General features: G+C 45.2%; 22 protein-coding genes and 5 tRNA genes. 11 read left to right on the forward strand and 16 right to left on the reverse strand.

All coding sequences use genetic code 11. The annotated features are described in order from the left end of the window. Positions 1-19 precede the first annotated feature (19 nt). The 7 genes from A28LD_RS00695 to A28LD_RS00725 all read right to left on the reverse strand — a co-directional run bounded on the left by A28LD_RS00695 (position 20) and on the right by A28LD_RS00725 (position 2824). Positions 20-106 (reverse strand) — tRNA-Leu (locus A28LD_RS00695). Positions 107-127: 21 nt separating this feature from the next. Beyond that, positions 128-202 (reverse strand) — tRNA-Gln (locus A28LD_RS00700). 48 nt (positions 203-250) lie between these two features. After that, positions 251-325, reverse strand: a tRNA-Gln gene (locus tag A28LD_RS00705). 27 nt (positions 326-352) lie between these two features. Further along, positions 353-437: transfer RNA gene (locus A28LD_RS00710), tRNA-Leu, on the reverse strand. Positions 438-448: 11 nt separating this feature from the next. Next, positions 449-525, reverse strand: a tRNA-Met gene (locus A28LD_RS00715). Positions 526-773: 248 nt separating this feature from the next. Then, entirely contained in the window at positions 774-1442 is a 669-nt protein-coding gene (locus A28LD_RS00720; RefSeq protein ID WP_007419132.1) for an SDR family oxidoreductase, read from the reverse strand. Further along, positions 1439-2824 carry a class II fumarate hydratase gene (locus A28LD_RS00725; RefSeq protein ID WP_007419133.1) on the reverse strand — a complete coding sequence of 462 codons (1386 nt, stop codon included), beginning with the start codon at positions 2822-2824 and terminating at the stop codon, positions 1439-1441. The genes A28LD_RS00720 and A28LD_RS00725 overlap by 4 nt, the downstream gene beginning before the upstream one ends. Before the next feature lie 372 nt (positions 2825-3196). Between A28LD_RS00725 and A28LD_RS00730 the strand changes: the two genes are divergently transcribed. Genes A28LD_RS00730 through A28LD_RS00745 form a run of 4 tightly spaced genes read left to right on the forward strand, consistent with a single transcriptional unit; the run spans position 3197 to position 7501 of the window. Beyond that, positions 3197-3892: a methylamine utilization protein gene (locus A28LD_RS00730; RefSeq protein ID WP_007419134.1), complete on the forward strand. Its 696-nt coding sequence runs from the start codon at positions 3197-3199 to the stop codon at positions 3890-3892. Continuing rightward, entirely contained in the window at positions 3882-6212 is a 2331-nt protein-coding gene (locus A28LD_RS00735; protein ID WP_007419135.1) for a bifunctional diguanylate cyclase/phosphodiesterase, read from the forward strand. Before A28LD_RS00730 ends, A28LD_RS00735 begins: the two co-directional genes overlap by 11 nt. A gap of 9 nt (positions 6213-6221) precedes the next feature. Next, a complete protein-coding gene (locus tag A28LD_RS00740) occupies positions 6222-7061 on the forward strand; it encodes a DUF3034 family protein (protein WP_007419136.1) in 840 nt (279 codons plus the stop codon). Between the two features lie 11 nt (positions 7062-7072). Beyond that, a complete protein-coding gene (locus tag A28LD_RS00745; RefSeq protein ID WP_007419137.1) occupies positions 7073-7501 on the forward strand; it encodes a group I truncated hemoglobin in 429 nt (142 codons plus the stop codon). A 76-nt stretch (positions 7502-7577) separates the two neighbouring features. Here the strand turns inward: A28LD_RS00745 and ychF are convergent, their stop codons facing one another. From ychF to lolB, 8 genes are all read right to left on the reverse strand, one after another. Continuing rightward, positions 7578-8669, reverse strand: a complete 1092-nt coding sequence (gene ychF, locus A28LD_RS12205; RefSeq protein WP_007419138.1) for a redox-regulated ATPase YchF — start codon at positions 8667-8669, stop codon at positions 7578-7580. A 15-nt stretch (positions 8670-8684) separates the two neighbouring features. Beyond that, the gene (gene pth, locus A28LD_RS12210) at positions 8685-9275 is read right to left on the reverse strand and encodes an aminoacyl-tRNA hydrolase (RefSeq protein ID WP_040486712.1); all 591 of its coding nucleotides are present in this window, start codon (positions 9273-9275) and stop codon (positions 8685-8687) included. A gap of 18 nt (positions 9276-9293) precedes the next feature. Further along, positions 9294-9941, reverse strand: coding sequence for a 50S ribosomal protein L25/general stress protein Ctc (locus A28LD_RS00760; RefSeq protein WP_007419140.1), 648 nt, complete (start codon positions 9939-9941; stop codon positions 9294-9296). A gap of 174 nt (positions 9942-10115) precedes the next feature. After that, positions 10116-11156: an alkene reductase gene (locus A28LD_RS00765; RefSeq protein ID WP_007419141.1), complete on the reverse strand. Its 1041-nt coding sequence runs from the start codon at positions 11154-11156 to the stop codon at positions 10116-10118. 101 nt (positions 11157-11257) lie between these two features. Further along, positions 11258-11917, reverse strand: coding sequence for an epoxyqueuosine reductase QueH (locus A28LD_RS00770; RefSeq protein WP_007419142.1), 660 nt, complete (start codon positions 11915-11917; stop codon positions 11258-11260). 92 nt (positions 11918-12009) lie between these two features. Next, positions 12010-12957 (reverse strand): ribose-phosphate pyrophosphokinase, encoded by a 948-nt coding sequence (locus tag A28LD_RS00775; RefSeq protein WP_007419143.1) that lies wholly within the window; start codon positions 12955-12957, stop codon positions 12010-12012. 69 nt (positions 12958-13026) lie between these two features. Beyond that, complete coding sequence (gene ispE, locus A28LD_RS00780) at positions 13027-13917, reverse strand: 4-(cytidine 5'-diphospho)-2-C-methyl-D-erythritol kinase (protein WP_007419144.1); 891 nt, start codon at positions 13915-13917, stop codon at positions 13027-13029. 45 nt (positions 13918-13962) lie between these two features. Then, positions 13963-14763, reverse strand: a complete 801-nt coding sequence (gene lolB, locus A28LD_RS00785; RefSeq protein ID WP_007419145.1) for a lipoprotein insertase outer membrane protein LolB — start codon at positions 14761-14763, stop codon at positions 13963-13965. 258 nt (positions 14764-15021) lie between these two features. On the opposite strand from lolB, the gene hemA reads away from it, so the two are divergent. From hemA to A28LD_RS00825, 7 genes are all read left to right on the forward strand, one after another. Further along, the gene (hemA, locus tag A28LD_RS00795; protein ID WP_007419146.1) at positions 15022-16281 is read left to right on the forward strand and encodes a glutamyl-tRNA reductase; all 1260 of its coding nucleotides are present in this window, start codon (positions 15022-15024) and stop codon (positions 16279-16281) included. A 3-nt stretch (positions 16282-16284) separates the two neighbouring features. Further along, positions 16285-17379 carry a peptide chain release factor 1 gene (gene prfA / locus A28LD_RS00800; protein ID WP_007419147.1) on the forward strand — a complete coding sequence of 365 codons (1095 nt, stop codon included), beginning with the start codon at positions 16285-16287 and terminating at the stop codon, positions 17377-17379. A 56-nt stretch (positions 17380-17435) separates the two neighbouring features. After that, positions 17436-18284, forward strand: a complete 849-nt coding sequence (gene prmC, locus A28LD_RS00805) for a peptide chain release factor N(5)-glutamine methyltransferase (protein ID WP_007419148.1) — start codon at positions 17436-17438, stop codon at positions 18282-18284. 86 nt (positions 18285-18370) lie between these two features. Next, positions 18371-19903: a DUF3369 domain-containing protein gene (locus tag A28LD_RS00810; RefSeq protein WP_007419149.1), complete on the forward strand. Its 1533-nt coding sequence runs from the start codon at positions 18371-18373 to the stop codon at positions 19901-19903. A gap of 13 nt (positions 19904-19916) precedes the next feature. Continuing rightward, the gene (gene kdsA / locus A28LD_RS00815) at positions 19917-20783 is read left to right on the forward strand and encodes a 3-deoxy-8-phosphooctulonate synthase (protein WP_007419150.1); all 867 of its coding nucleotides are present in this window, start codon (positions 19917-19919) and stop codon (positions 20781-20783) included. 103 nt (positions 20784-20886) lie between these two features. Continuing rightward, positions 20887-21534, forward strand: a complete 648-nt coding sequence (locus A28LD_RS00820; RefSeq protein WP_007419151.1) for a TetR/AcrR family transcriptional regulator — start codon at positions 20887-20889, stop codon at positions 21532-21534. A 51-nt stretch (positions 21535-21585) separates the two neighbouring features. Then, the gene (locus A28LD_RS00825) at positions 21586-23898 is read left to right on the forward strand and encodes an acyl-CoA dehydrogenase (RefSeq protein ID WP_007419152.1); all 2313 of its coding nucleotides are present in this window, start codon (positions 21586-21588) and stop codon (positions 23896-23898) included. Positions 23899-24051: 153 nt separating this feature from the next. On the opposite strand, the gene A28LD_RS00830 is transcribed toward A28LD_RS00825, so the two are convergent. Beyond that, positions 24052-25410: a S41 family peptidase gene (locus tag A28LD_RS00830; protein ID WP_007419153.1), complete on the reverse strand. Its 1359-nt coding sequence runs from the start codon at positions 25408-25410 to the stop codon at positions 24052-24054. Positions 25411-25611 lie beyond the last annotated feature (201 nt).

Genomic DNA, 25611 nt, shown 5'->3' on the forward strand with positions numbered 1-25611 from the left:
TATTCTGTAAGTGCTGAATTGGTGCGGAGAGAGGGACTCGAACCCTCACATCCTTTCGGACACTAGCACCTGAAGCTAGCGCGTCTACCAATTCCGCCACCACCGCAATTCAGTTCTTACAAGAAATTGGCTGGGGTACCAGGATTCGAACCTGGGAATGGCGGGATCAAAACCCGCTGCCTTACCACTTGGCTATACCCCACCAGGGATTATTCGTATGGTATTACGTGGAGAACTGCCGTAGGGAAGATGGCTGGGGTACCAGGATTCGAACCTGGGAATGGCGGGATCAAAACCCGCTGCCTTACCACTTGGCTATACCCCAACTGAATCTAAACAGCAAAAAACTGATTGGTGCGGAAGGAGAGACTCGAACTCTCACGCCTTGCGGCACTGGAACCTAAATCCAGCGTGTCTACCAATTCCACCACTCCCGCGGATCAGTTTTTGGTGGCTACGGCGGGATTCGAACCTGCGACCCCATCATTATGAGTGATGTGCTCTAACCAACTGAGCTACGTAGCCATATCTTTCTGATTTGCACTGTATGTGTCAGTGCGGCGCGTATTATGCGAATCCACCCGTGTTCAGTCAACACCTTTTCGGAAAAAAACTGATATTTCTGCACTGATTGCTCAAAAAAGCACTGAACTGGTGAAAAGTGCAGCAGAATATTAACTAAACCATTCACTACACTCGCCATACTATTTTGATAATTAATAATCGGCTGTAGAAATTTGCACCATTGTTTTCTCAAGTTGTAGGTATTTAAATTACCAAGGCAAAACTTCGCCGTTGCTATGCCAAAATGTACCGGTATTCTCGATGTTGAGTTCACTAATGCGTTGGCGCAAACGTTCAGCTGCTTCTGCGGCGGTGATATCGCCGGTATTGTTCACCATATCGGTTTGCACGTAGCCCGGATGTAGCAGGGCTACGGCAATGCCTTCAGGCTTTAAATCACAAGCAAGCGAGACACCCGCTGCGTTTAGTGCCGCTTTCGACATACGGTAGCCATAATAGCCACCACTACCGTTATCGCTCATGGAACCCATGCGGCTGGTAATCATGATTACTTTTGCGTTGCTGTTTAATTGTGAGCGTAGGCCCAAAGTTAGTTGCAAGGGAGCTAATGCGTTTACATTAAATTGCTGCTGAATATCGGCCGCCGGTGCACTTTCAATATCTTCCCGAGTAAGAATGCCAGCGTTATTAATTAAAATATCAATTTTGCTGCCGCCGAGCTCATTTTTTAGAGTTTGAGCTGCTTTACTATCGGTTACATCAATGCCAGAAATAACGGTAACCTTACTATCAATGAGTGCTTGGCTAGCTTTGCGGCACGCTGCAAAAACGTTTGCGCCCTGTTCCGCATATTGCTTTGCCAGTTGCAGGCCAATGCCACGGTTAGCGCCAGTAATTAAAATATTTAATTGTTTCATTTATGTAATCCACCTGTGGTTAATTCTAGGGGTGATAAAAGTGCTTTAAGTTCAGTTTCGGTTAAATCCGTCATCTCTGTGGCTACTTCTAAAACCGGGCGGTTTTGTTGATAAGCTGCTTTAGCAATTTGTGCTGCTTTGTTATAGCCAATAACTGGATTCAGCGCCGTAACTAGAATGGGGTTGCGATCGAGCGCTTCCTTTAATTTATCTTCATTAACTTGAAATTCAGCAATAGCTTGATTAGCCAATGCATTAGAGCTAGCCCACATCAGCTCAATGCTTTGCAACAAGTTATAAGCGATTAGCGGCAGCATTACATTCAGCTGAAAATTACCGCTTTGGCCGGCAATACTGATACTTGTTTGGTTCCCCATTACTTGTGCGGAGGCCATGGCAACCGCTTCAGGAATTACCGGGTTTACCTTGCCGGGCATAATGCTGGAGCCTGGTTGCAGAGCGGTAAGAGTAATTTCTCCAAGCCCAGCGAGCGGGCCACTATTCATCCAGCGCAGGTCATTGGCTATTTTCATCATAACGGTGGCTACCGAAACCATAATGCCAGAGGTTGCTACCGCGATATCTTGCCCAGCGATGCCTGCAAATTTATTGGCTGCCGGTGTAAAAGGCTGCTCAGTAAAATTACTCATGCTTTCACAAAATACTTGCGCGAAATCGGCGTGAGCGTTTATGCCCGTGCCGATTGCAGTGCCACCTTGTGGTAGCGCCCGCAATTGCGGCAATAGCGCTTCTAAACGCTGTTCGGCTTGCTCTAATTGCGCGGCCCAAGTGCGCAATTCTTGGCCCAGTGTCAGCGGCATGGCATCCATAAGGTGAGTACGGCCAGTTTTCACTACATGATCTAGGCTAATTGCTTTCTTATCGATAATTTTTCGCAGATTTTGCATCGCTGGAAGTAGTTTACGTTGAATACGCCGAGCCGCGCTTAATTGAATGGCGGTTGGAATAACATCGTTACTGCTTTGGCCGAGATTAACATCATCGTTTGGGTGAATATCTAGGCCACTTGCTCGCGAGGCCAAAGTAGCCAGCACTTCGTTAACGTTCATATTAGTGCTAGTGCCAGAACCGGTTTGGAATACATCTACGGGGAATTGATTTTGCCAACGGCCCTCAAACACTTCTAAGGCCGCCTGCATAATGGCATCGGCTTTGTTTTGCGCTAATAAATCAAGTTTAGCGTTGGCTTCTGCGGCACAGTATTTTATCAGCGCCACAGCGCGAATAAAGGCAAAGGGAAGGGTAAGGCCACTAATGTTAAAATTGTTCAATGCGCGCTGTGTTTGGGCACCATATAAAGCGTCATCAGGAACTTCGATATCACCCATACTATCACGCTCAGTTCGGAATTTTTGTGCCATGTCCATATTCTCCGTGATGTTTCAACTTATTGATTAATGCTAGCTTAACACATGAGATAGGTTCGCCGCATTGAGGGTTATTTTATACTTTGGTCTGCTTTTATTTAGGAAAATCGTTAAGATGTCGATAAAGGCGATAGAGAATTTGTATAGAATAGGCCAACAATTAGCGATATCGCATCAGTAACATTAGCATCTGATGTTTTTCCGTGTTAAATCTATTCTTGGCTGTAATTTTATTTTATATCTAATCAATATGTTGGTAATAAATGCTGATTTGAAGTTAGCTGTAACTAGTTAAAAGTGATTAGTTAGTGAACACAAGCTAACAAGAATGTTGCAAGAGATAACAGAAGAGCTTGGAGATACGAGTTGATACAACCTAAAGTAATGAAGCTATTTGGCCGAACACTTGCTTGTGCATGTGTAATGTTCTCTTTGAGTTTTGCAGCCTTGAATGTTTATGCGGCAAATGCACCGGAAAATACTTTGCTATTCGTGGATGCTGATGGCAACCCACTTGCAGGCGTTGTGTTGTTTCAAGTATCGAGCGCAGAACATAGCCCGGCGAACCCCAAAACGCACATTATGGATCAAGTGGGTAGGCAGTTTCTGCCGAATGTTTTAGTGGTAGCTGCCGGCGATTTAGTAAGTTTTCCCAATAGCGATTCTATTCGCCATCACGTGTACTCATTTTCCTCTGCACGCTCTTTCGATATCGAACTATATGGTAATTCAGAAACACCTACTCTAGATTTCCCGCGATCAGGCTTGGTTGTAGTGGGCTGTAATATTCATGATCAAATGATTGGCTATATTGTAGTAAGTGAGAATGGTGAATCGTTTCTAAGCGATAATTCGGGGCAGATTACAATAGCCGAAGAACTGAATAACGAGGAAGCATGGTTTGCATGGCATCCTTGGATGGCCGCAGCTGGTTTTGCTCCGGTGCCACTAACCGCGGTTAGCCGCAATGCACCTATGCAGTTTTCAATTAGAGCGCCAGAAGAGAAAACTGAATCAGATTTAGAATCGCGTTTTCGAAGAAGGTTAAACCGTGGGGATTAATTTTCGAACGCGTTTATTACTGATGGTTGGAGGCTGCATAAGTGCGGCCTTGTTGGTTGTGGTGGTTGCCATTATCATATCAACGCAACAAAGTGTGGATGTGCATACTGAACGCGAGCTTGAGGTGAGCCAACGAGTTGTAACCCAGCTCATTGATTATCGCGATAGCCAGTTACGCCAAGCCGCGCTTGTGCTTGCCGATGATTTTGGCTTTCGGCAAGCATTAGCAACCGCCGACGACGATACCATTATTTCCGCACTAACAAACCAAGCGCAGCGTATTGATTCTGATTTGGTAATGCTACTCGAACCGAGTACTGAAGTTATGGTAACAAGCCATGAAATTTCCGCTGTGGAAATGACAGCATTGCGAAGTTTTATGAATCTCGATGCGAATCAAGATAACAGTGCTGGAGCCGCTATGCTGGTTGCCGAGCAAGAACTTTTTCAGGTGGTTTTAGTGCCAATTCGAGCGCCACATCTGCTGGCTTGGCTCGTATTAGGCTTTGCTGTAGATCGAGATTTAGCCGAGCAGCTACAGCAGCTTACCAATTCTTCAGTACACTTCGTAACAGGCCGTTATACAGGTAACCCGAGCGTTATTTCATCGGCAGCTGAATCAGTACAAACTGAGCTTACCAACGCAGTTCGTTTAAACACAACTGATGTGTGGCTTCAGGAAGAAAATGAACAAGGCGTTTGGCTTTCTTTATCAACCCACTCGGAAACAAACGAGGAACCCGAGCGTGGCGGTGTCTATGTATTTTTAACCTCGAGCCGGAAAGCCGCAGAAGAACCCTTCGCACCGTTACAACAACAGTTAATTATTATTGTTGTACTCACCTTATTTATTACGGTGTTGGTTACCTTGTTTGCAAGCCGCAGATTCGTGGAACCGTTACGAAAACTTGCCCTAGCCGCTGGCGATATTGCTAAAGGCAACTACAAGCAAAAAATTGTAGTACGCGGTAAAGATGAAATAAGCACCCTTGCGAAGGCACTGGATAAAATGCAAAGCGCTATCGCGGATCGTGAATCTGAAATTTCTTATCAATCTAACCATGATTTATTAACTGGTTTGGCAAACCAGCGCGCATTTAACCGTGATGCGGAATTGAGGCTAGTAGATGAAGCCCCGTGGACACTCATTATTTTAAATTTTGATAACTTTCGAAGCCTAAATGAAATGTTCGGGCAAAGTGTTTGTGATGATCTCCTGAAACGCTTCTCAGAAAGGCTTTCTGCCCTTGCGGAACCGAAATTTAAAGTGGCGCGCCGGCATGGTGATGAATTCGTACTTACTTATAATGGCACCAGTGATTTTGCGGCTCTTGAATTGAAAACTATTCTTGTGAAAGCGGCGAAAGTTATTGAGATGGGGGGCGTTCGCTATACGCTTTCACTGAGTGCCGGGCTAGCGGAAGCACCACTGCATACCGATGATCGTGATGAGCTAGTGCGCCTCGCTCAATTTGCGCGTAATAAGGCTAAGCGGGAAAAACTCGAATACAGCATTTATCAAAAAGGCGAAGATGAACCATATCTGCGCACGCTACTAGTATCTGCTGCTATTCCAGATGCGATTAAGAATGAAGAGTTTACCCTTGTGTATCAGCCACAATTACGAAAAGGCGATCACACATTGTTGAGTACCGAAGCGCTGATTCGTTGGCAAGATCCTGAGCTTGGGTTTGTGAGCCCAGCAGAATTTATTCCGTTGGCTGAACAATCGGGGCATATTTTTGCTATTACGAAGTGGGTATTAAAACAAAGCTTACAGCAACTTGGGAAATGGCAAAAGAACCTTCCGGAACTTGGTATTTCCGTAAATCTTTCTGGTGCTGATTTGGCCGAGCCTAAGCTTTTGGATGTTATTTTTGGCGCGCTTGCAAATGCAGGTGTAGCGGCTTCCTCACTTACCGTGGAAGTAACCGAAAGTGCGGTGGTGAAAGATCCAGAGCAAGCAATTGAACAATTAACCAAATTACGTGCAGCGGGTATTCATGTTGCTATTGATGATTACGGAACGGGTTATTCATCATTGGCTCAATTGAGAGGCATGCCTGCCACAGAATTGAAAATTGATCGCAGTTTTATAATGGATCTGGCGCTTGAAGAAGCCGATAGAACCATAGTGCAGTCAACCATTGATATGGCGCATAAGCTAGGTTTGAAAGTGGTGGCTGAAGGTGTTGAAGATGAACAAACTGCAAATTTATTAGCAGATTATAATTGTGATGTTTTACAAGGTTATTGGTTCAGTAAACCACTTACTGCGGAAGATTTTGAGTTGTGGTTAGCCAAGAAGAATAATAATTAGGGGATTTATATGAAGAAATTAATTATTCATAGCGTAGCATTGGCTCTTCTTGCCACTTCAGGCGTAGCCGCAGCAGAAGGGCGTTTGCTGGCCACCGGTGGTGCTACAAACGTAGAAGGCGCGGCAGGCGGTGGCTTGGTGCCTTGGGCCGTTATAAGTGCTTACACCGAAGATGATGAAGTAGGTGGTACCGTTTCGATTAGCCGAGCGCAAGTTGATGATTATCGTTTGGATGTAACTGCAGCTAGCTTCTCTTACCGCAATCGTTTGGAGGTATCGGTAGCTTCGCAGATATTTAATCTTGAAAATTTAGGTACGGAATTGCGGCAACAAGTGTTTGGTCTGAAATATCGGGTTGCGGGCGATTTAATCTATGGCCAGTTACCGCAAATTAGTGCCGGAGTGCAATATAAACGCAATACCCGCTATGACTTGCCAGATGCTGTGGGTTCGCAACGCGATAGTGATTGGGATGCATATATAGCAGCAAGCCGCGTATGGCTTGCTGGGCCGTTTGATCGTACTTGGCTGGCGAACGTAACGTTGCGAGCAACACGAGCCAACCAGTTCGGTTTGTTGGGCTTTGGTGGTGATTTAAATGATAGCCGTAAACTACAAGTGGAAGCAGCTACAGGCATGTTTATTAACCGAGCGTTAGCAGTTGGCGTGGAATATCGGCAGAAACCGGATAACTTGGGGTTTGCTGAGGAAGAAGATGCAATGTCGGCTTTTGTAGCTTGGTTTCCATCCAAGAATGTAGCCTTGGTGGGAGCGTTTCTGGATTTAGGTAGTATTGCTGGCGCCCGCAATCAAACGGGTTATTATCTTAGCCTGCAAGCATCGTTTTAAGGGGTTGAAGCATGAATAGATTATTAATGAACAGTTTTTTATTAGCAGCTCTTTTGATGCTACCAGGGCAAGCAAATGCACGCTCTGATAGTTTGTATCAAGATTTGGGTGGTACCGCAGGCATTGAGCAGTTAGTGGAAGATCTGCTGTTTAATGTTGCAGATGATCGGCGTATTCGTCATCACTTTATGGATATTGATATTGGCCGTTTGCATGAAAAATTAAGCGAGCAAATATGTGAGCTAGCGGGTGGGCCGTGTGTTTATACGGGCGATGATATGGTGAAATCGCATACCGGAATGGGTGTTACTCGGGCTGATTTCAATGCGTTAGTGGAAGCATTGCAAGTGGCTATGGATGATAACGGTGTTTCGGTGTCAGCACAAAACCGTTTATTGGCGCTTCTTGCACCGATGCATCATGAGATTGTTGGCTTATAAAATACTTGTGTAAACAAAAACGCCACTTCATTGAAGTGGCGTTTTTATTGATAATCTACTTCTTCTGCAAACGGGGCTAAACGTTAAAGCGGAAGTGAATTACATCGCCATCTTTTACAATGTATTCCTTGCCTTCTAAGCGCCATTTACCAGCATCTTTCGCACCTTGCTCGCCGTTGTTATTGATAAAATCATCAAAGCCAACGATTTCTGCACGAATAAAACCTTTTTCAAAATCGGTGTGAATCCGGCCAGCTGCTTGTGGTGCGGTTGAGCGCTTTTTCACTGTCCAAGCGCGAACTTCTTTTACACCAGCAGTGAAATAGGTATGTAGATTTAGTAACTCATAGCCTGCGCGAATTACCCGGTTTAAGCCAGGCTCCTCTAGCCCCATTGAATCCAGAAACTCAGCTTTTTCATCGTCTTCTAGCTCCGCAATTTCTGATTCAATTGCTGCACATACTGGCACTACAATAGCGTTTTCGTTTTCTGCGAGTTTGCGTACAGTTTCTAAATGAGGGTTATTTTCAAAGCCATCTTCTGCCACGTTACAAATATACATCGTAGGCTTTAGGGTAAGTAGGTTGAACGAACGAATTACTTTTTTATCGTCGTCACTTAGCTCAACTGAGCGTGCCATATGGCCTTCAGCAAGCGCTGGAAGCAGCTTTTCAAGCACGGCTACTTCATCTTTAGCCTGCTTATCACCACCTTTGGCTTTTTTACTTAATCGATAAACTGCTTTCTCAACTGAATCTAAATCAGCAAGTGCAAGTTCGGTATTAATGGTATCAATATCTTCTAGCGGATCTACTTTGCCGGCAACATGCACAATGTTTTCATCTTCAAAACAACGCACAACATGGCCGATAGCATCGGTTTCACGAATGTTAGCGAGAAATTGATTACCTAAACCTTCACCTTTCGAGGCACCTTTCACCAAACCTGCGATATCAACAAATTCCATGGTGGTTGGAATAACACGTTGTGGTTTTACGATGTCAGAAAGCTGAGTTAACCGAGTATCGGGTACTGAAACCACACCAGTGTTCGGCTCTATGGTGCAGAACGGAAAGTTAGCTGCATCGATGCCTGCTTTGGTTAACGCATTAAAGAGTGTTGATTTTCCAACGTTGGGTAAGCCAACGATTCCGCATTTAAAGCCCATGAGTGATATCCGCGTTTATTCAGGTTTAATCGAATGTAAGTATTGTTTTGCCGCAGCCCAGCTATCATTCATAGCTATCTCTACCGCACGTAATGATGCAGTTATAGCATCATCCATTAAATTTTGTTCATTGCTTGGCGCTTTTCCTAGAACATAGCCGGTTACTTTTGAGCTATGGCCTGGGTGGCCGATACCTATTCGCAAGCGATGAAAATTAGTTTGATTCGCAAGTGCACGGGTAATATCTTTCAAACCATTATGACCACCGTGGCCACCACCCTGTTTAAATTTTGCAATACCAGGCGGCAAATCAAGCTCATCATGCACTACCAATATTTCTTCTGGTAGGATTTTGAAAAATGTTGCCATCGCCCCCACTGCCTGTCCACTTCGATTCATAAAGGTAGACGGATTGAGTAGGCGGGTATCACTATAGGGAGGCCCAAGCCGAGCTGTGTGCCCAAAGAACTTGGATTCAGGTGTGAGGTTTACATTGAATTGCCGTGCAAGGGCTTCAACAAACCAGAACCCGGCATTATGCCGGGTTGCTGTATATTCGGGGCCAGGATTCCCTAGGCCCACGATTAGTTTAATGTCTGCTGACATCATTGCGTATCCGCAAAATTAATCTTTGTTGCCTTCGCCATCTTCTTCAGCTTCAGCTGGAGCTTCTGGAGCTTCATCAGATACTGTTTCAGTTTTTGGCTTGCTCACTGTAACAAGTACTGGGTCGTGGTCTTCGCCACGAGTTAGCTCAATGAAAGTAACGCCTTTAGGTGCAGTGATTTGGGTTAAGTGAATGTTGTCACCAATTTCCAAACCTTCAACGTTTACTTCGATGTACTCAGGCAGATCTTTTGGTAAGCAGCTGATTTCGATTTCGTTCATTTGGTGAACAACAACACCACCAGCTTTCTTCACAGCTTCTTCGCCGATGAAGTGAATTGGTAAGTTAGTGTGAAGTTCTTCTTTCGCGCTTACACGTTGAAAATCTAAGTGAGTGATCTTAGGCTTGAACGGGTGGCGTTGAACGTCTTTCAAAATTGCTTGATGCTTTTTGCCATCAATATGCAATGTTAAAATGTGGCTGTAAAAACCTTCATGGTCAGCAGCGTTGATGATTTTGTCGTGGTCTAATGTTAACGATACGGCATCAGCGTTTCCGCCATAAAGAATAGCTGGAACATTTCCTTCAAGACGAAGGCGGCGGCTCGCACCTTTACCTTTGTCCGTACGGATTTCAGCTTTGAATTCGTAGTTTGCTTTACTCATTTCGTATATCTCCGAAAATAAATGAGCTGTTTCCCGCGACCTGAAAACAGCGAAAACCCTGATTTCAGGGGCCGCGCATTCTAACATCGAATACTGTGCTGTTGCAACGGCAGAAATTATTGGCCAATGGGCTAACACGGGGGCCGATAATTGGTTTGCTCACACGTTAGTGGGCTAGATTAACTCGGCCAGCATATCGTTATTGTATTCCACCAACGGCGTATTTTCGCGCACGCGCTGAATAAAATCTGGGTTGGCAATAAATGGCCGGCCAATCGCTGCTAAATCAAACTCGTTATTGGCAATACCTTGCGCGGCTGTTTCTGGAGTTAACCCACCTACGCTCATAAATGTGCCTTGATAGCGCTCACGAATATAGGTACTTGAACGGCCACCAAGATGCTCAAATGTCATGCTGTCGTCGAAAATACCTAAGTGCAAATAAGCAAGTTCCCGTTGATTCAATTGCTCAATAAAGTAATCAAACACTTCTCTATCACGGGCATCGGGCGCAATATGAGCGTAAGCCCCAGGGGTTATACGCAGCGCGGTGCGCTCGGCACCTACCGCTGCAGAAACGGCATCAACCACTTGCAATGCAAAGCGGCTCATATTCTCCGGTGTTTCGCCATATTCATCGGTACGTTTATTGGTATCGAAATGCAAAAATTGATCAATTAAGTAGCCATTAGCGCCGTGAATCTCTACGCCATCGAACCCAGCTGCCATTGCATTTTGCGCCGCTGTTACGTAATCGGTAACTAATTGCTGAATATCTTCGTGTGTGAGGGCTTTTGGCATTTCGTAGCTTAGATCACGCATGCGCGGCAGTGTACCTTCGTGTTTTACAGCGCTCGGTGCTACCGGCTGTAGGCCCGAGAAATGAGAATGGGCTACGCGGCCCACATGCCAAAGTTGCATAAAAATTTTACCGCCATTAGCGTGTACTTTCTGCGTTATTTTTTTCCAGCCTGCAATTTGTTCATCATTAAATATACCGGGTGTATCGGGATACCCTTGGGCATCGGCCCGGATAATAGTGGCCTCACTAATAATTAAACCGGCATCAGCACGGCGGCCATAATATTCAGCCATAATATCGGTTGGCACTAAACCGGGGCCCGCCATACAACGGGTAAGTGGGGCCATGACAAAACGGTTTGCTAAACTAATAGTTGAATTAAGAGGAAAAGATTCGAATAACGCTGACGACATGAATACTCCGTATGCCTAAACAAGTAAATGAAACTTGTATAGATATATGGAGGCTAATTACGAGTTTTCAAGGAGAATTTAAAGTTCAATGATAGCATTGGTTAGGCTTTGTAATACTGTACTCCAATCTCGATACGTTCTCGATCTTGAGAAAGGCGATGGCGATTTGTGTCGCGCAAGGAATATACGCATCCGCAATATTCTTGCTGGTAAAACTCCTCGCGTTTACTAATTTCAATCATACGTTGGCTACCACCTTGCTTGCGCCAATTGTAATCCCAATATTGTAAGCCGGGGTATGGTTTTACTGCGCGCTTACCGCAGCCGTTAATTTGCTTCATGTCTTTCCAACGGGAAATACCAAGGGAGCTGCTTATCATTGAATAGCCGTGTTCATGAGCATAGAGGGCTGTGCGCTCAAAACGCATATCAAAGCACATCGTACACCTAATACCACGTTCGGGTTCATTCTCCATTCCTCGAGCGCGTGCGAACCAGTTATCCTTGTCATAATCAGCATCAATAAACGGCACATTGTGCTTAATGGCAAATCGGATGTTTTCTTCTTTACGTATTTCATATTCCTTTAATGGATGAATATTAGGATTATAAAAAAATATAGCATAATCAATTCCACTGGCTTGAATTGCTTCCATCACCTCACCTGAACATGGAGCACAGCATGAATGTAAAAGCAGCCGATCTTGTTTCTTATCAAAATCTGCAGGCAAGGGTAATTGTAAGCGTTCGATGTCTAACATAAGTGAGCGTTCCAGTTTAGCTTTACTGAAAATATATAAGCGGGAGGCTGAGCTCCCGCTTATAAATACAGCATATTTAAATCAGTGCTGTATTAATATTCGAACATTGCCGAAATTGATTCTTCGTTGCTTACCCGGCGCAGTGCTTCCGAAAGCATGCCACTAAGGGTTAGTTGGGTAACTAAGCCTAGTGATTTCATTTCTTCAGATAAAGGAATGGAATCAGTAACAACTACTTCATCAATTGCTGAGTTTCGTAAGTTTTCATATGCATTACCCGAAAATACCGGGTGGGTAGCATAAGCGAAAACTCGTCTCGCACCATTTTTCTTGAGCGCCTCAGCGGCTTTGCACAAAGTACCACCGGTATCGATCATATCGTCTACCATAATACAATCACGGCCATTTACATCACCGATAATATGCATTACCTGTGATTCGTTGGCTTTTGGCCGGCGTTTATCGATAATCGCTAAATCTGCATCGTTCATCAGTTTAGCCATTGCGCGAGCACGAACAACACCACCAATATCAGGAGAAACCATTACCGGTGAATCCCACTTTTGTAGCTTCATATGCTCAAGTAACACAGGGCTACCAAACACGTTATCTACTGGAACATCAAAGAAGCCTTGAATTTGCTCGGCATGCAAATCAACCGTGAGAACACGATCTACACCTACACTAGAGAGAAAATCAGCCACTACTTTAGCGGTAATAGGAACCCGTGCAGAACGAACACGGCGATCTTGGCGCGCGTAACCAAAGTAAGGGATAACAGCAGTAATACGGCCAGCAGAGGCGCGGCGAAGCGCATCGACCATTACTACAAGTTCCATTAAGCTATCGTTGGTTGGAGCACAGGTTGATTGGATAATGAAAACATCAGAACCACGAACGTTTTCGTTGATGATGACACTGATTTCGCCGTCACTGAAGCGGCCGACATCGGCATCTCCCAGCTTGATGTATAGGCGATCAGCGATCTTGCGGGCTAGCTCGGGTGTTGCATTGCCAGCAAAGAGCTTCATGTCAGGCACAGTTAACCTCGACCAATTTTATGTATTGTGAGCGGAATTCGACAGGTATCTGGCATTCCAACTGTTACCTCAGGGGAGCTGCTTCAACGCCTGGTGCAATGGCGATTGATTAACTCCTTTTGCAACAAACCCCCGAAATTCTGTCGGAAGTACTTGCAAGGCTTGTTTTGCTTCAACTGCCGAAGAGAAGCAACCAAAAACACAAGCCCCGGTCCCCGTCATTCTGGACGGAGCGTATTTTAGCAACCACTGCAGTGCGCTGGCAACCTGCGGATAAAGTGAACAGACCAATTTTTCGCAATCATTGTGGCCTTTTTGCCAATCATTAAGAGCACTTTTTAATGCCGGCGTATTCCGCGGTAACGCAGGGTGGGTAAAGATTTCAGCGGTACTTACATGCACTCCCGGCTGCACAATTAAGTACCATTTTTCTGTTGGATTTGCGCTTGAAAATATTTCACCAACACCTCGAGCAAAGGTGGCTTTACCATGCACGAACACAGGAATATCGGCACCCAAGCCTAAACCAATCTTAGCGAGTTGTTCATTATTCAGTTTTAAACCCCATAAATAATTTAAGCCGAGTAGGGTGGTTGCGGCATCTGAAGAACCACCACCAAGGCCACCACCAGCGGGAAGTTGTTTATTGAGTGTTAAACGAACTCCTTGCTTTGAGTTCTTCCGATAAGGAGCTAGCAGTGTTGCTGCGCGGTAAATTAAATTTTCTTCCACGGGGAAATCAAGTGGGCCTTGGTTAAGTTTAATATCACCATTATCGGTTAACTCAAATTGAATGTAATCGCTGTAATCTAAAAACTGGAATAGGGTTTCTAATTCATGATAACCATTGGCTCTGCGGCCAGTTATGTGCAGATATAGATTTAGTTTTGCTGGCGCGGGTAGGCTAAAGCTCTGCCACGCTTCAGTTGCGGGGTGCATAGTTTTCGGGTGCTCAAGCATTAGGTTATTACTCTATAGCTATTCGAGAATTTGGTTTGGCAACGATTATTCATTAACTGTATTTGCTTCTGGGCGCCACCGGCTCACGCGTAAATGCACTCGAATATTATCTCGGCTTGCTTCAATACGGTGCGGTAGCAAAAGTGGCTGGTTGCCGTACGGAACATGGCGATAATCCCCAAACTCCAAAAGCCAACGCTGTTGCGCCCAAGCGCCGAGAGTAAATTCAGCTTCGTAAGTAGCTAAAGCGCCATTGGCATACCAACGAGTTTGCCTTAAGCGTGCATCGGGCTCTGCGCCAGTTATAGCCTGATTAAGCAACGAAAAGGGAATAACCATTCCAGTGTGTTGTAGTAATAATAAATTTAAATCACTACCTTCGTAGCGATTACCATCACGGTCAATAAGAACGCTTATACTCTTAGTTTGCTGCAAGCGAGCCAATGTACCGCCAAGCTGGTGATAAAGCCGAAAAGTAGTTTCATCTGGCGATTTATCCCAGTTAAAACGAGCGGCATCGCGAACATCCGCGGCATCATCAAAAAAAGCAACACTACCTTGCAAGCCGAATTCATTGAGTTGAGCTAGCGATAGTTGCTGGGTTTGCACTAAATCTGAATTTACTTGCCTTGCCGTATAGGTATCGCCGTCAATAGCCGGGCGTGTGGCACAAGCCGTTAAAATCAAACAAGCCATGGCTACAAAAAATAGCTGGAAAAATTTAACTCTGGCTTTTGCCGAGGTTTTTCCACATTCATGGTGAATTTTATCGATTGAAGCATTCTGAAAATAACCTACTTTAAACCGCGCACACTGTGAGTTTAAAGGTATGATAGGTGGCAACATGCTTATTCCTTACCTAGAAAATAACGAAAAACAATGAAAAGTAACGAAAAGTAGCAAAGCAAAAATAACGGCTCGCTTAAAATTGTAGCACTTCGGCTTAAACGAGTGCACCTTGCGAGTAGAATGTTGTTGTAATCGAAGCTCAGCGAACCGGCTCTGCTTTCAATAGAAGCGCTTCTCGAATACAATACCGGCCGGAAATTGCCGGTAATTTTTGGCATAAATTTACGTTCACAGGGCATTATTGCACAACACTACATGACAATATTGGCACTTGGTATCAATCATAAAACAGCTACCGTGGATATCCGCGAGCGCGTAGCGTTTCAACCTGAGCAAATTGAGCTGGCGTTACAATCGTTAGTTCAACAAGGCAAGGTGAGCGAAACGGTGATTGTATCTACCTGCAATCGCACAGAGCTATATTGTCATGCCGATGCCAGTGAGCAACAAGAAATTATTAATTGGTTGGCTACTTTTCACCAATTAACTCCCGAAGAGCTTTCCCAGTATATTTATCAGCACGAAGATTCTGCGGCGGTTTCGCATTTAATGTCGGTTGCTGCCGGCCTCGATTCCTTGGTGTTAGGCGAACCACAGATTTTAGGGCAGGTGAAACAAGCTTTTCAGCAAGCTCGTAATGCCGGAACTGTAGGTTCGGTGTTTGAGCGTTTGTTCCAATCTACCTTTGCTGCAGCAAAAGTAATTCGTACCGAAACGGAAGTTGGTCAAAATGCAGTATCAGTGGCCTTTGCAGCGGTTAACTTAGCACGCCATATTTTTGCAGATTTGAGAAACGCTAATGTATTGTTAGTGGGAGCAGGTGAAACCGCGGAATTAGTGGCTCGGCATTTACAAGAACAAGGTGTTCGAAACCTGCGGGTAGCCAACCGAACGGTAGCGCGCGCAGAAGAGCTAACTAGAGTAGTTGGTGGTGAAGCCTATGCGTTAAATGCACTAGAAGAATTGCTACCCATTTCTGATATTATTATTAGTTCAACCGCGAGCCCCGTGCCAGTTATTGGCAAAGGCTTAGTTGAAAGTGCACTGCGCAAGCGCAAGCATCGGCCTATGCTTTTCATTGATTTAGCAGTGCCGCGTGATATTGAAAAGCAAGTTAGCGAACTTGATGATGCGTTTTTGTACACGGTTGATGATTTGCAATCCATTGTAAACAAAAACCTGCAGCAACGGCACCAAGCTGCCGATGAAGCACGCGATATTATCCATCAATACGCGGAAGAATTTGCGGGTTGGATGGAAAGCTTGAATAGCGTTGATTTGCTGCGCCGTTATCGTAGCAGCGCAGAATCGATTTCCGAGCAACAAAAAGAACGGGCTCTTGCCGCTTTAGCCAGTGGTAAACCTGCAGAACAAGTTATTCAAGAATTAACTCAGCGCTTAACAAATACACTGGCGCATGCGCCAACGAAAGCGATACAAGAAGCAGGTAAGCGCAAAGATATTTCGGCGCTAGCGGCTTATCAGAAACTATTTAACGATACATCTCAGGATTAATAAATGCTCAAAGCCTCTTTGGTGAGCAAGCTAGAAAGCTTGCTCGAACGCCATGAAGAACTCGAAGTTTTGCTAGGTGATGCGGATATCATTACCAACCAAGACAAATTTCGTGCGCTCTCACGCGAATATTCACAGCTTGAAGATGCAGTGAAATGTTTCCGCCAGTATCAGCAATCACTTGAAGATTTAGCCACAGCGAAAGAAATGGTTTCCGAGTCGGATGCGGAAATGCGTGAAATGGCGTTTGAAGAAGTGCAAGCAGCCGAGAGTTCTTTAGTAGAACTCGCCAGCGAATTACAGGTGCTGTTATTGCCTAAAGATCCCAATGACGATCGCCCATGTTACCTAGAGATTCGTGCCGGAGCAGGTGGTGATGAGGCGGCTATTTTTGCAGGTGATTTATTCCGCATGTATAGCCGCTACGCCGAACGTAATTCATGGCGCATGAATATTATTAGTGCTAATGAAGGTGAACATGGTGGCTTTAAAGAAATAATCGTACACATGATGGGCGATGGTGCCTACGGCAAGATGAAGTTCGAATCTGGTGGGCACAGAGTGCAACGTGTGCCAGAAACCGAATCGCAAGGGCGTATTCATACCTCGGCTTGTACTGTTGCGGTGTTACCGGAAATTCCAGAAGCAGAAGCGATTGATATTAACCCAGCTGATCTTCGCATCGATACTTACCGCGCGTCAGGGGCTGGCGGGCAGCATGTTAACCGAACCGATTCAGCTGTGCGCTTAACCCATTTACCTACCGGTGTAGTGGTGGAGTGTCAGGAAGAGCGTTCGCAGCACAAAAACAAAGCGAAGGCGATGTCGGTATTGCAATCACGCTTACAAGCGGCTGAAGATGCTCGCCGTGAAGCTGCCGAGCAAAGTACCCGCCGTAGCTTGGTTGGTAGTGGTGATCGTTCAGAGCGCATTCGTACCTATAATTACCCACAAGGCCGGGTTACCGACCATCGGATTAATTTAACCCTGCATCGCTTGAACGAAGTACTCGAAGGCAGCCTAGATTTGTTGTTAGATGCCATTATCCAAGAACATAATGCCGATTTGCTTGCTTCATTATCTGAAACGGGCGAGTAGGCTTTAGTAATGCAGCAATTCGTAGTGTTTTTTCAATTAAATAAGGGTTTGCGCTGATGAGCGAATCTTTAAATATTGCAGACACATTGCGTTTGGCCGTTCAACGCTTACAAAAAAGTGGCAGCGAAACCCCTGATTTAGATGCGCAAGTATTACTAAAAGCGGTGTTGCACTGTGAACGTAGTTATTTTTACACTTGGCCAGAACGCATGTTGAGCGGCGATAATGCAAAAGCATTTGAAGCGCTATTGCAACAGCGCGAGCTAGGCGTTCCCATTGCGCATATTCTCGGCAACCGCGAATTTTGGTCGTTAGATTTAGAGGTAAATGCGGCCACTCTTATTCCTCGCCCCGATACTGAAATTCTTGTCGAAGCAGCGCTAGAGTTAGTCACTAAACCGAACGCAAAAGTTCTAGAACTCGGCACTGGCTCTGGGGCTATTGCGCTGGCGCTGGCGAGTGAAAAAGCAAACTGGCAGATTACTGCGGTTGATGTTGTTCCTGCGGCTGTTGAGCTTGCAAAAAAAAATGTTTTGCGTCATAAATTGACGCAAGTTAGAGTGGTGCTAAGTTCTTGGTTTAGTAATGTTTCTGCACAAGAGTTTGATCTAATTGTGAGTAACCCACCTTATATAGATGGGAGCGATGCGCATCTCCAACAAGGCGATGTTCGCTTTGAGCCGCAAAGCGCATTAGTAGCCGCAGAAAACGGTTTGGCAGATTTACGCCACATTATCACTGCAGCGGTAGGTTACCTAACGCCCGGTGGGTGGCTAGCATTAGAGCATGGCGCAGAGCAAGCGAATGCGGTGCAAAGTATATTTGCGGAACATCACTATAATGAAATACACACCCGCCAAGATTATGCTAACTTGGATAGGGTGACATGCGGGCGCCGAGGCTGAGCGGATCTTCAGTGAATTCGAGCGCTAGCTTTTTCAGGCCGAATTAAACTAGTTCAGGCCCAAAAAGAGATAGGACAAAGACGCATATGAGTGATCGCTATTTATTTGCTGACGAACCAGTGGCTACGCAAGAAGCGCTCAACGAACGCTGGAAAATTCTGATTGTTGATGATGAGCCCGAAGTTCATGCGGTTACTCGCTTAGCGTTGAGTGATTTTCAATTTTTAGGCCGAGGGCTAGAATTTTATAGCGCTGAATCGGGTGAAGCTGGCTGCGCGCTTATGCGCGAGCACCCTGATGCCGCCATTATTTTACTTGATGTGGTAATGGAAACGGATGATGCGGGTTTAAAAGTAGCGCGTTACATTCGCGAAGAGCTGGATAACCATTTTATTCGAATTATCCTGCGTACCGGCCAACCGGGCCAAGCGCCCGAAAGAACAGTTATCATCAATTACGATATCAATGATTACAAATCAAAAACTGAACTTACGGCGCAAAAACTATTTACAGCAGTGATGTCGAGCTTGCGATCCTATCGCGATATTATGTCGATAGAACATAGCCGCCGTGGCTTAGAAAAAATCTTACAATCGTCTACCGATTTATTCTCTGAACAATCGATCGATAACTTTGTTGATGGCTTAGTGCAACAGCTAAGTTGGCTGATTGGCGGCGCCCGCCAAGTGCTTTATGCAGAAGTAGATCCGGACCATAACCCCGGCCAATTCACTGTCCGTGCAGCATTTGGTGAAGAAGCAGATATTATGGTGGGGCGGCCAATAAAGGCAGGTTTGCCAATAGAGGCCTTACGCGAACTTGAGCAAGTTGTACGCACCCGTAAGCCGTTTTTCAGTGATGATATTGCAATTGTTTATTCACTTAGCGGTGCGAAACCGCTTGGAGGTTTGCTTTGTCTCACGGGCCTAGCGCGCAAGCTGAATACGGAAGAACGTGATTTATTAAAGCTATTCTCTGAGCAAATTCAGTTAGCGCTTAGTAATGTATTACGTGAGCTTGATTCAAATCATTTTTTAGCCCAGTTGAGCGATCGTTTGATGGTGTTAGAGCAAGATTCGTTACATCGAACAGCTATTGGTAAAGATAGTGTTCAGGCGAACAACCATAGTTTCGCGCAGCACCCGGCTTCTCAAGCTAGCGCAATTCTTACCGCAGCGCTTGGTTTGCCGAAAGAAGCACAGGAACACACCGCGCTTGCCAGCACATTGATGGCTATCATTTCTACTATCTGTGAAGTTACGTTAGAGCATGAAAAAATCGAAGTGCGCGTGTGTTATGAACGTATTCATCGTATTTCTAAAGGTTTGAAAAATCATCCGAATGAAGCGGTACAGTTGTTACTAAGGGCTATTGATGAGCGTTTTGAGCGGTATGATGGCAGTGGTTTTCCGGGGCTCGTGAGCGGTGATGAACTTCCATTGACAACACAGGTGTTAAGTTTATTTAGTGTAGTTTATGCCGAGTTGGTGATAGGCAACAATGCTGAGCAAACACTGAAAAAGCTTATTGCAGAACCGGAAGGTCGATTTTCTCCGAAATTAATCGATGCATTGCAGAATGATTTTGCGGTAATTGCCGCTTGTTTTAGTAAAAAGTAAAGAGAGTGAATGAATGTCTAAGCAGTTGAACGTGAGCTCAGTACAAGTTGCTGGAATCGAAGTAGGGAACCATCTTCCTTTCGTGCTTTTTGGCGGCATGAATGTACTAGAAAGCCGTGATTTAGCAATGCGTATTGCTGAACACTATGTGGAAATAACCACGCGCTTACAGATACCATATGTGTTTAAGGCTTCGTTCGATAAGGCTAACCGTTCTTCGATTCACTCGTTTCGTGGGCCGGGCTTGGAAAAAGGCTTAGAAATCCTTGCGGAAGTAAAAGCGCAGTTTAATGTGCCAATCATCACCGATATTCATGAACCACACCAAGCTGCTCCTGTTGCTGAGGTAGCGGATGTACTGCAACTACCGGCATTTTTAGCTCGGCAAACTGATTTAGTGGTGGCAATGGCTGCTACCGGCGCGGTGATAAATGTGAAAAAACCACAGTTTTTAGCACCGCCGGAAATGCGCCATATCATGACCAAGTTTTCCGAAGCTGGAAACGATAAAATCATGTTGTGTGAACGTGGTAGCTCGTTTGGCTATAACAACTTGGTAGTTGATATGCTTGGTATGGATGATATGAAACCAATGGCACCAGTTATTTTTGATGCTACTCACGCGCTACAGCGGCCGGGTGGCCGTGCAGATTCTGCAGATGGCCGCAGAGCACAAGCAGCACAATTAGCACGCTCAGGTATGGCGTTAGGCATTGCTGGCTTATTTATCGAAGCTCACCCAGATCCAAACAAAGCCTTATGCGATGGGCCATGTGCGTTACCACTCGCAAAATTAGAAGCATACTTAAAGCAAATGCGCGATGTTGATCAGTTAGTAAAATCATTTGCGCCACTCGATACCTCCGCAAACAACCTTTAAACCAACAAGCCTTTGCAGGGAATGAGTGCGAAGGCTTGCTGATAAGCCTCAGGTGCTGTAGATTTAAACTTAATTAAACGGCCGTTTTAAATAAGGGGCAGTTATGGCGAAAGCCCTACGCACCAAAGATAAGATTATTGTTGCCGCGGAAAAGCTCTTTTCCGAACATGGATTTGAGCAAACTTCATTGCGGCAAATAACCAGCGAAGCAGAAGTGAACTTGGCCTCAGTGAACTATCATTTTGGTTCCAAAAAGGCATTGATTCAGGCAGTGATGGCTCGCTATCAGAGCGTGTTCATGCCAGCACTTGCAGAGCAGCTTTATCAATTACAGAAAAATTCCGAACAAGTGGCTACGAAAGATGTTCTTGCGTGTGTGATGCAACCGCTGATTGCTTTACGCCAGGTTCGAATTGATGGCCCGGTGATTTATTTACGTTTATTGGGATATGCCTACAGCGAAATTCAGGGGCATTTACGTAAATATACCATGGCAAACTATGGCGAAATTGTTCATGAGTTCTTCCAATTGATACAACAAGCTAATCCGAATGTGTGCTCAAAAACACTATTCTGGCGCCTGCACTTTAGCCTCGGGGCCATGTTGTTCGCGCAAACATCAAGCCAAGCGCTGCGTGAAATTGCAGCGTCAGATTTTGGTGAAGAAACACAAGCAGAAGAAACCTTACTTAAGCTATTACCTTTTGTTGCAGCTGGTATTTCAGCGGCTGAACCTGATCCGAAAAGTTAGGCTATGGTTATAAGAGAAAGTATTCACGAACCGGGCTGTTAAGGAGCTGTCATGTCCATTATTTTAATTTTAGTGCTAATTATTGCGGTTATATTGGGTGTACCTGATATTCGCCGTAAGTTAATTTCGCGGCCCGCGTTTAAAATGTTTAAACGTGTTTTGCCACCAATGTCGAACACTGAACGTGAAGCTATGGAAGCGGGCGATGTTTGGTGGGATGGGGAATTATTTTCCGGGCAACCAGATTGGTTTTCACTGTTAAAAACCAAAGTGCCAACTTTTACTGCAGAAGAGCAGGCATTTATCGATGGGCCACTGGAAGAATTATTAGCTGCGCTAGATGATTTTGAAATCAATGTGCACGAACGCGATTTACCAGAAGCGGTGTGGGCGTTGATTAAGAAACACCGTTTTTTCGCTATGATCATTGGTAAAGAATACGGTGGCTTAGATTTTTCTGCCGCGGCAAATTCACACATTGTTTCGCGCATTGCAACTCGCTCGTTAACCGCTGCTGTTACTATTATGGTGCCTAATTCCTTAGGCCCAGGCGAACTTTTAACGCATTACGGCACCATGGAGCAAAAGCAATATTGGCTGCCTGGCCTAGCGAAAGGTACTGAAATACCTTGTTTCGCGCTTACAGGGCCGGAAGCTGGCTCTGATGCGGGTAGCATTCCGGATACGGGTGTTATTTGTAAAGGTGAATACAACGGCGAAGAAGTTGTTGGTATCCGCCTAAATTGGAGCAAGCGTTACATTACGTTAGCGCCGGTAGCTACCGTATTAGGTTTGGCATTTAAACTTTATGATCCTGAGCATTTGATTGGTGAAAAAGATGAATTGGGCATTACTTGTGCGTTAATTCCTACCAAGCACAAAGGCGTGGAAATTGGTGATCGTCACTATCCGCTTACCCAAGCCTTTATGAACGGCACTACCTACGGTAAAGATGTATTTATTCCTATTGATTGGATTATTGGTGGCAAAAAATATGCCGGTAAAGGTTGGCAGATGCTAATGGAATGTTTATCTGCAGGCCGTGGTATTTCGTTGCCAGCTCTCGCCACAGCAACAGGGCATAACGCCCAACGATTTACCGGAGCTTACGCTTTTGTGCGCCATCAATTTGGCTTGCCGATTGGTAAGTTCGAAGGTGTGCAAGAGGCCATGGGTAGAATTGGTGGTTTGAACTACAGCATAGAATCGATGCGACGCTTAACGGTAACTGCTTTGTGTGAAGGTTACAGCCCTTCGGTTATTACCGCCATGACAAAATACCACATGACAGAGATGGGCCGGCAGGTAATGAATGATGCGCTCGATGTCCACGCTGGTAAAGGTATTCAAATGGGCCCGCTGAACTACCTAGCCTCTACTTACATGGGCACACCAATTTCGATTACGGTAGAAGGCGCGAATATTCTTACCCGTAATTTGATGATTTTTGGGCAAGGCGCTACGCGTTGTCATCCATATGTGTTGGCTGAAATGGAAGCGGCTGCAAACGAAGATGAAGAAGCTGGGTTGCGAGCGTTTGATCATTTATTGATTAAACACATTGGTTTTGCTGCGGGCAATACCTGTAGCGCATTCTGGCATGGCTTAACGGGAGCACGTTTTGCGAATGCTCCGGTAAGCGGTGAAACAACTAAGTATTATCAGCAACTATCGCGCATGAGCCGAGGATTGGCGCTGTGTGCCGATGTATCCATGCTTACTATGGGTGGTGATTTGAAACGAAAAGAAATGATCTCAGCACGATTAGGAGATGTTTTAAGCCATTTATATATGGCTTCAGCAGTGCTTAAACGTTTTGAAGATGATGGCAGGCAAGTAGCCGATCTCCCGTTTGTGCATTATGCATTGGCAAATCACTTACATGCTATTGGTGTTGCTTTTGCTGGCTTCTTCCAAAACTTCCCAAATCGCGTAGTTGGCGGAGTATTGAAGTTTTTGGTGTTCCCCTTTGGCATTCGTTATCAAAAGCCAAATGATAGCTATGCGCAAGCTATATCTGAAGCAATGATGCAACCCGGGGTTGCCCGTGAACGCCATACTTTCTTGAGTTATTGGAAAGATGATGCTGAGGATGTAACCGGCCATATGGAGCTGGCATTTGTTCGTATGCATGAGTTGCAGGATGTGTATAAGCGCGTGCAAAAGGCGCAGAAGAAAGGCGAGCTCAATAGTAATCTATTAGGCAATGAACTTGCCGATGAAGCGTTGGCAAAAGAAGTGTTGAACGCTGAAGAAGCCGAGCAGTTCCGTGAATGTGAAGTCTTGCGTATGCGCGCCATTGCGGTAGATAGCTTCGCAAAAGCAGATGTTAAACAAGGTAAGTTTAGCGCCAAGCCTATCTGAATGGCGGCTAATAGGCACTAGAGGCAATATTTTTTTAGCTAGTATCTGTTACATAAAAAAACCGGCATTTATTTGCCGGTTTTTGTTTGAAGTGTTCCTAATTTAGTTTTCGTAAACCGCATATTGCTTCTCAGCTACGATTACTTTTAATCGTTAAAACTCTTGGCGCCACTTGCTTAATATCGGATCTTCGGTAAGCGGTGGGCGCTGTGCTTCAACGCTTTGTAACGCACCTGTGGCTGCGGCACTGCATTGACCGTTAGTTAGGTGATAGGTAGCTTCAGCGAGCAGTGGGTCGGCAGGGTCTCCCCAATCGCCTACGATAATATCGCTCGCGGCACAGGTTACCGGTAAGCCATCGAAATAATCACCGAAACCTTCGGCATTCACAGTTTGGAAAGTGATAGCAAAAACCACTTTATCGCAAATTTCACCAGGCTGTTGGCCTACCGGCTTGCCACAGGTAGGTTCACCAATGGTAACTACTTCAACGAAGGGGCTCAGTGAATTAATCACCAACTCCGACGATGAGCAGCTTGCTCCGGTTGTTAGTACGTAAACACGATTAAGATTAAGGCGCTCAATTCCTGGGCCCAAATCAAAGAAATAATCTTCATTATCGTAATTTTCGTTGTACTGGAAAGTGAGAAAAATTTCATTCTCAACACTATCCCAAGCGGCCTGCGATGAGAGCTGGTTTGCTACGCGAACCAGCCCACCGCTGTTATAGCGTAAATCGATAATCAGTTCATCAACGCCAAGAAGTTGGTCGTAAGCGCTGTTTAAATCATCTGCAGAGCGATTCACGAACGTATCAAATACGAAATAGCCAACATCTTTGTTGTTAATTTCAAGCCGCTCAGTAGCCATGATGGTGTTAGCTTCTACGGTTCCTTTACGCAAGGTTTCGGTGAATTCGCGGCCATCAGGTTTACGGAATGTAATATCACGCTCTACGCCTTCGCTATTACCGCCAAATATATCTGCATAGGTTGCCTGACCGCTTGAGATGCGGCTATACCAAGTTTCCATGGTAACCCCATCAACGGCGATAATTGCATCGCCTCGGTTCATTCCGGCTAAATCTGCGGCAGAATCATCGTAAACATAACGCAGCTCGATTAAGCCGAGGTCTACGCGATCGCGAATACCAAAACCAAAGCCAAAGAATTCGGCGTTAACAAAGCGATCTTGGTATTCTTGTTCGGTGATAATAAACGAGAAGCGATCTTGTGGTGCAATTATGGCATCGAGCATCGCATAGATAGAATCATAGTTAGCAGGATTAACGTTCGCGTTCATATCCTCTTTCCACAAGTAGCGATCGTTCATGAAATTAAGCAGTTGTTGATTCTGTCCGGTGGTGGAGCATTGCGCATTGGTTATAAGTGACGGTTCACCGGTGAAAACATCTTCGCTGCCACACCCGGCGAGAAACAATGGTAATGTTGCGGCCCATAATATATGTCGGCTAATGGGTGAGCGTTTGCGGTTTAATTTGCTGGCACACATAATATCTCTCTACTTCAAGTGGCTGCCGTTTTGCTGTAGAAGGCAAAATTCGCAGCCAAGCTATGTTGTGTAAACATTTGCGAATAAACAAAGGTTTACATCACTGGTTTGGCATCACATTCCTTATGTTTCTAGCATAGTTACATTTTTGTTAATTTGGAATGCTTTCGTTGAAAACATTCAACGAACTTTACTTTTCTA

It is taken from the genome of Idiomarina sp. A28L, from assembly GCF_000218785.1.
Classification (GTDB): Bacteria; Pseudomonadota; Gammaproteobacteria; order Enterobacterales; family Alteromonadaceae; genus Aliidiomarina.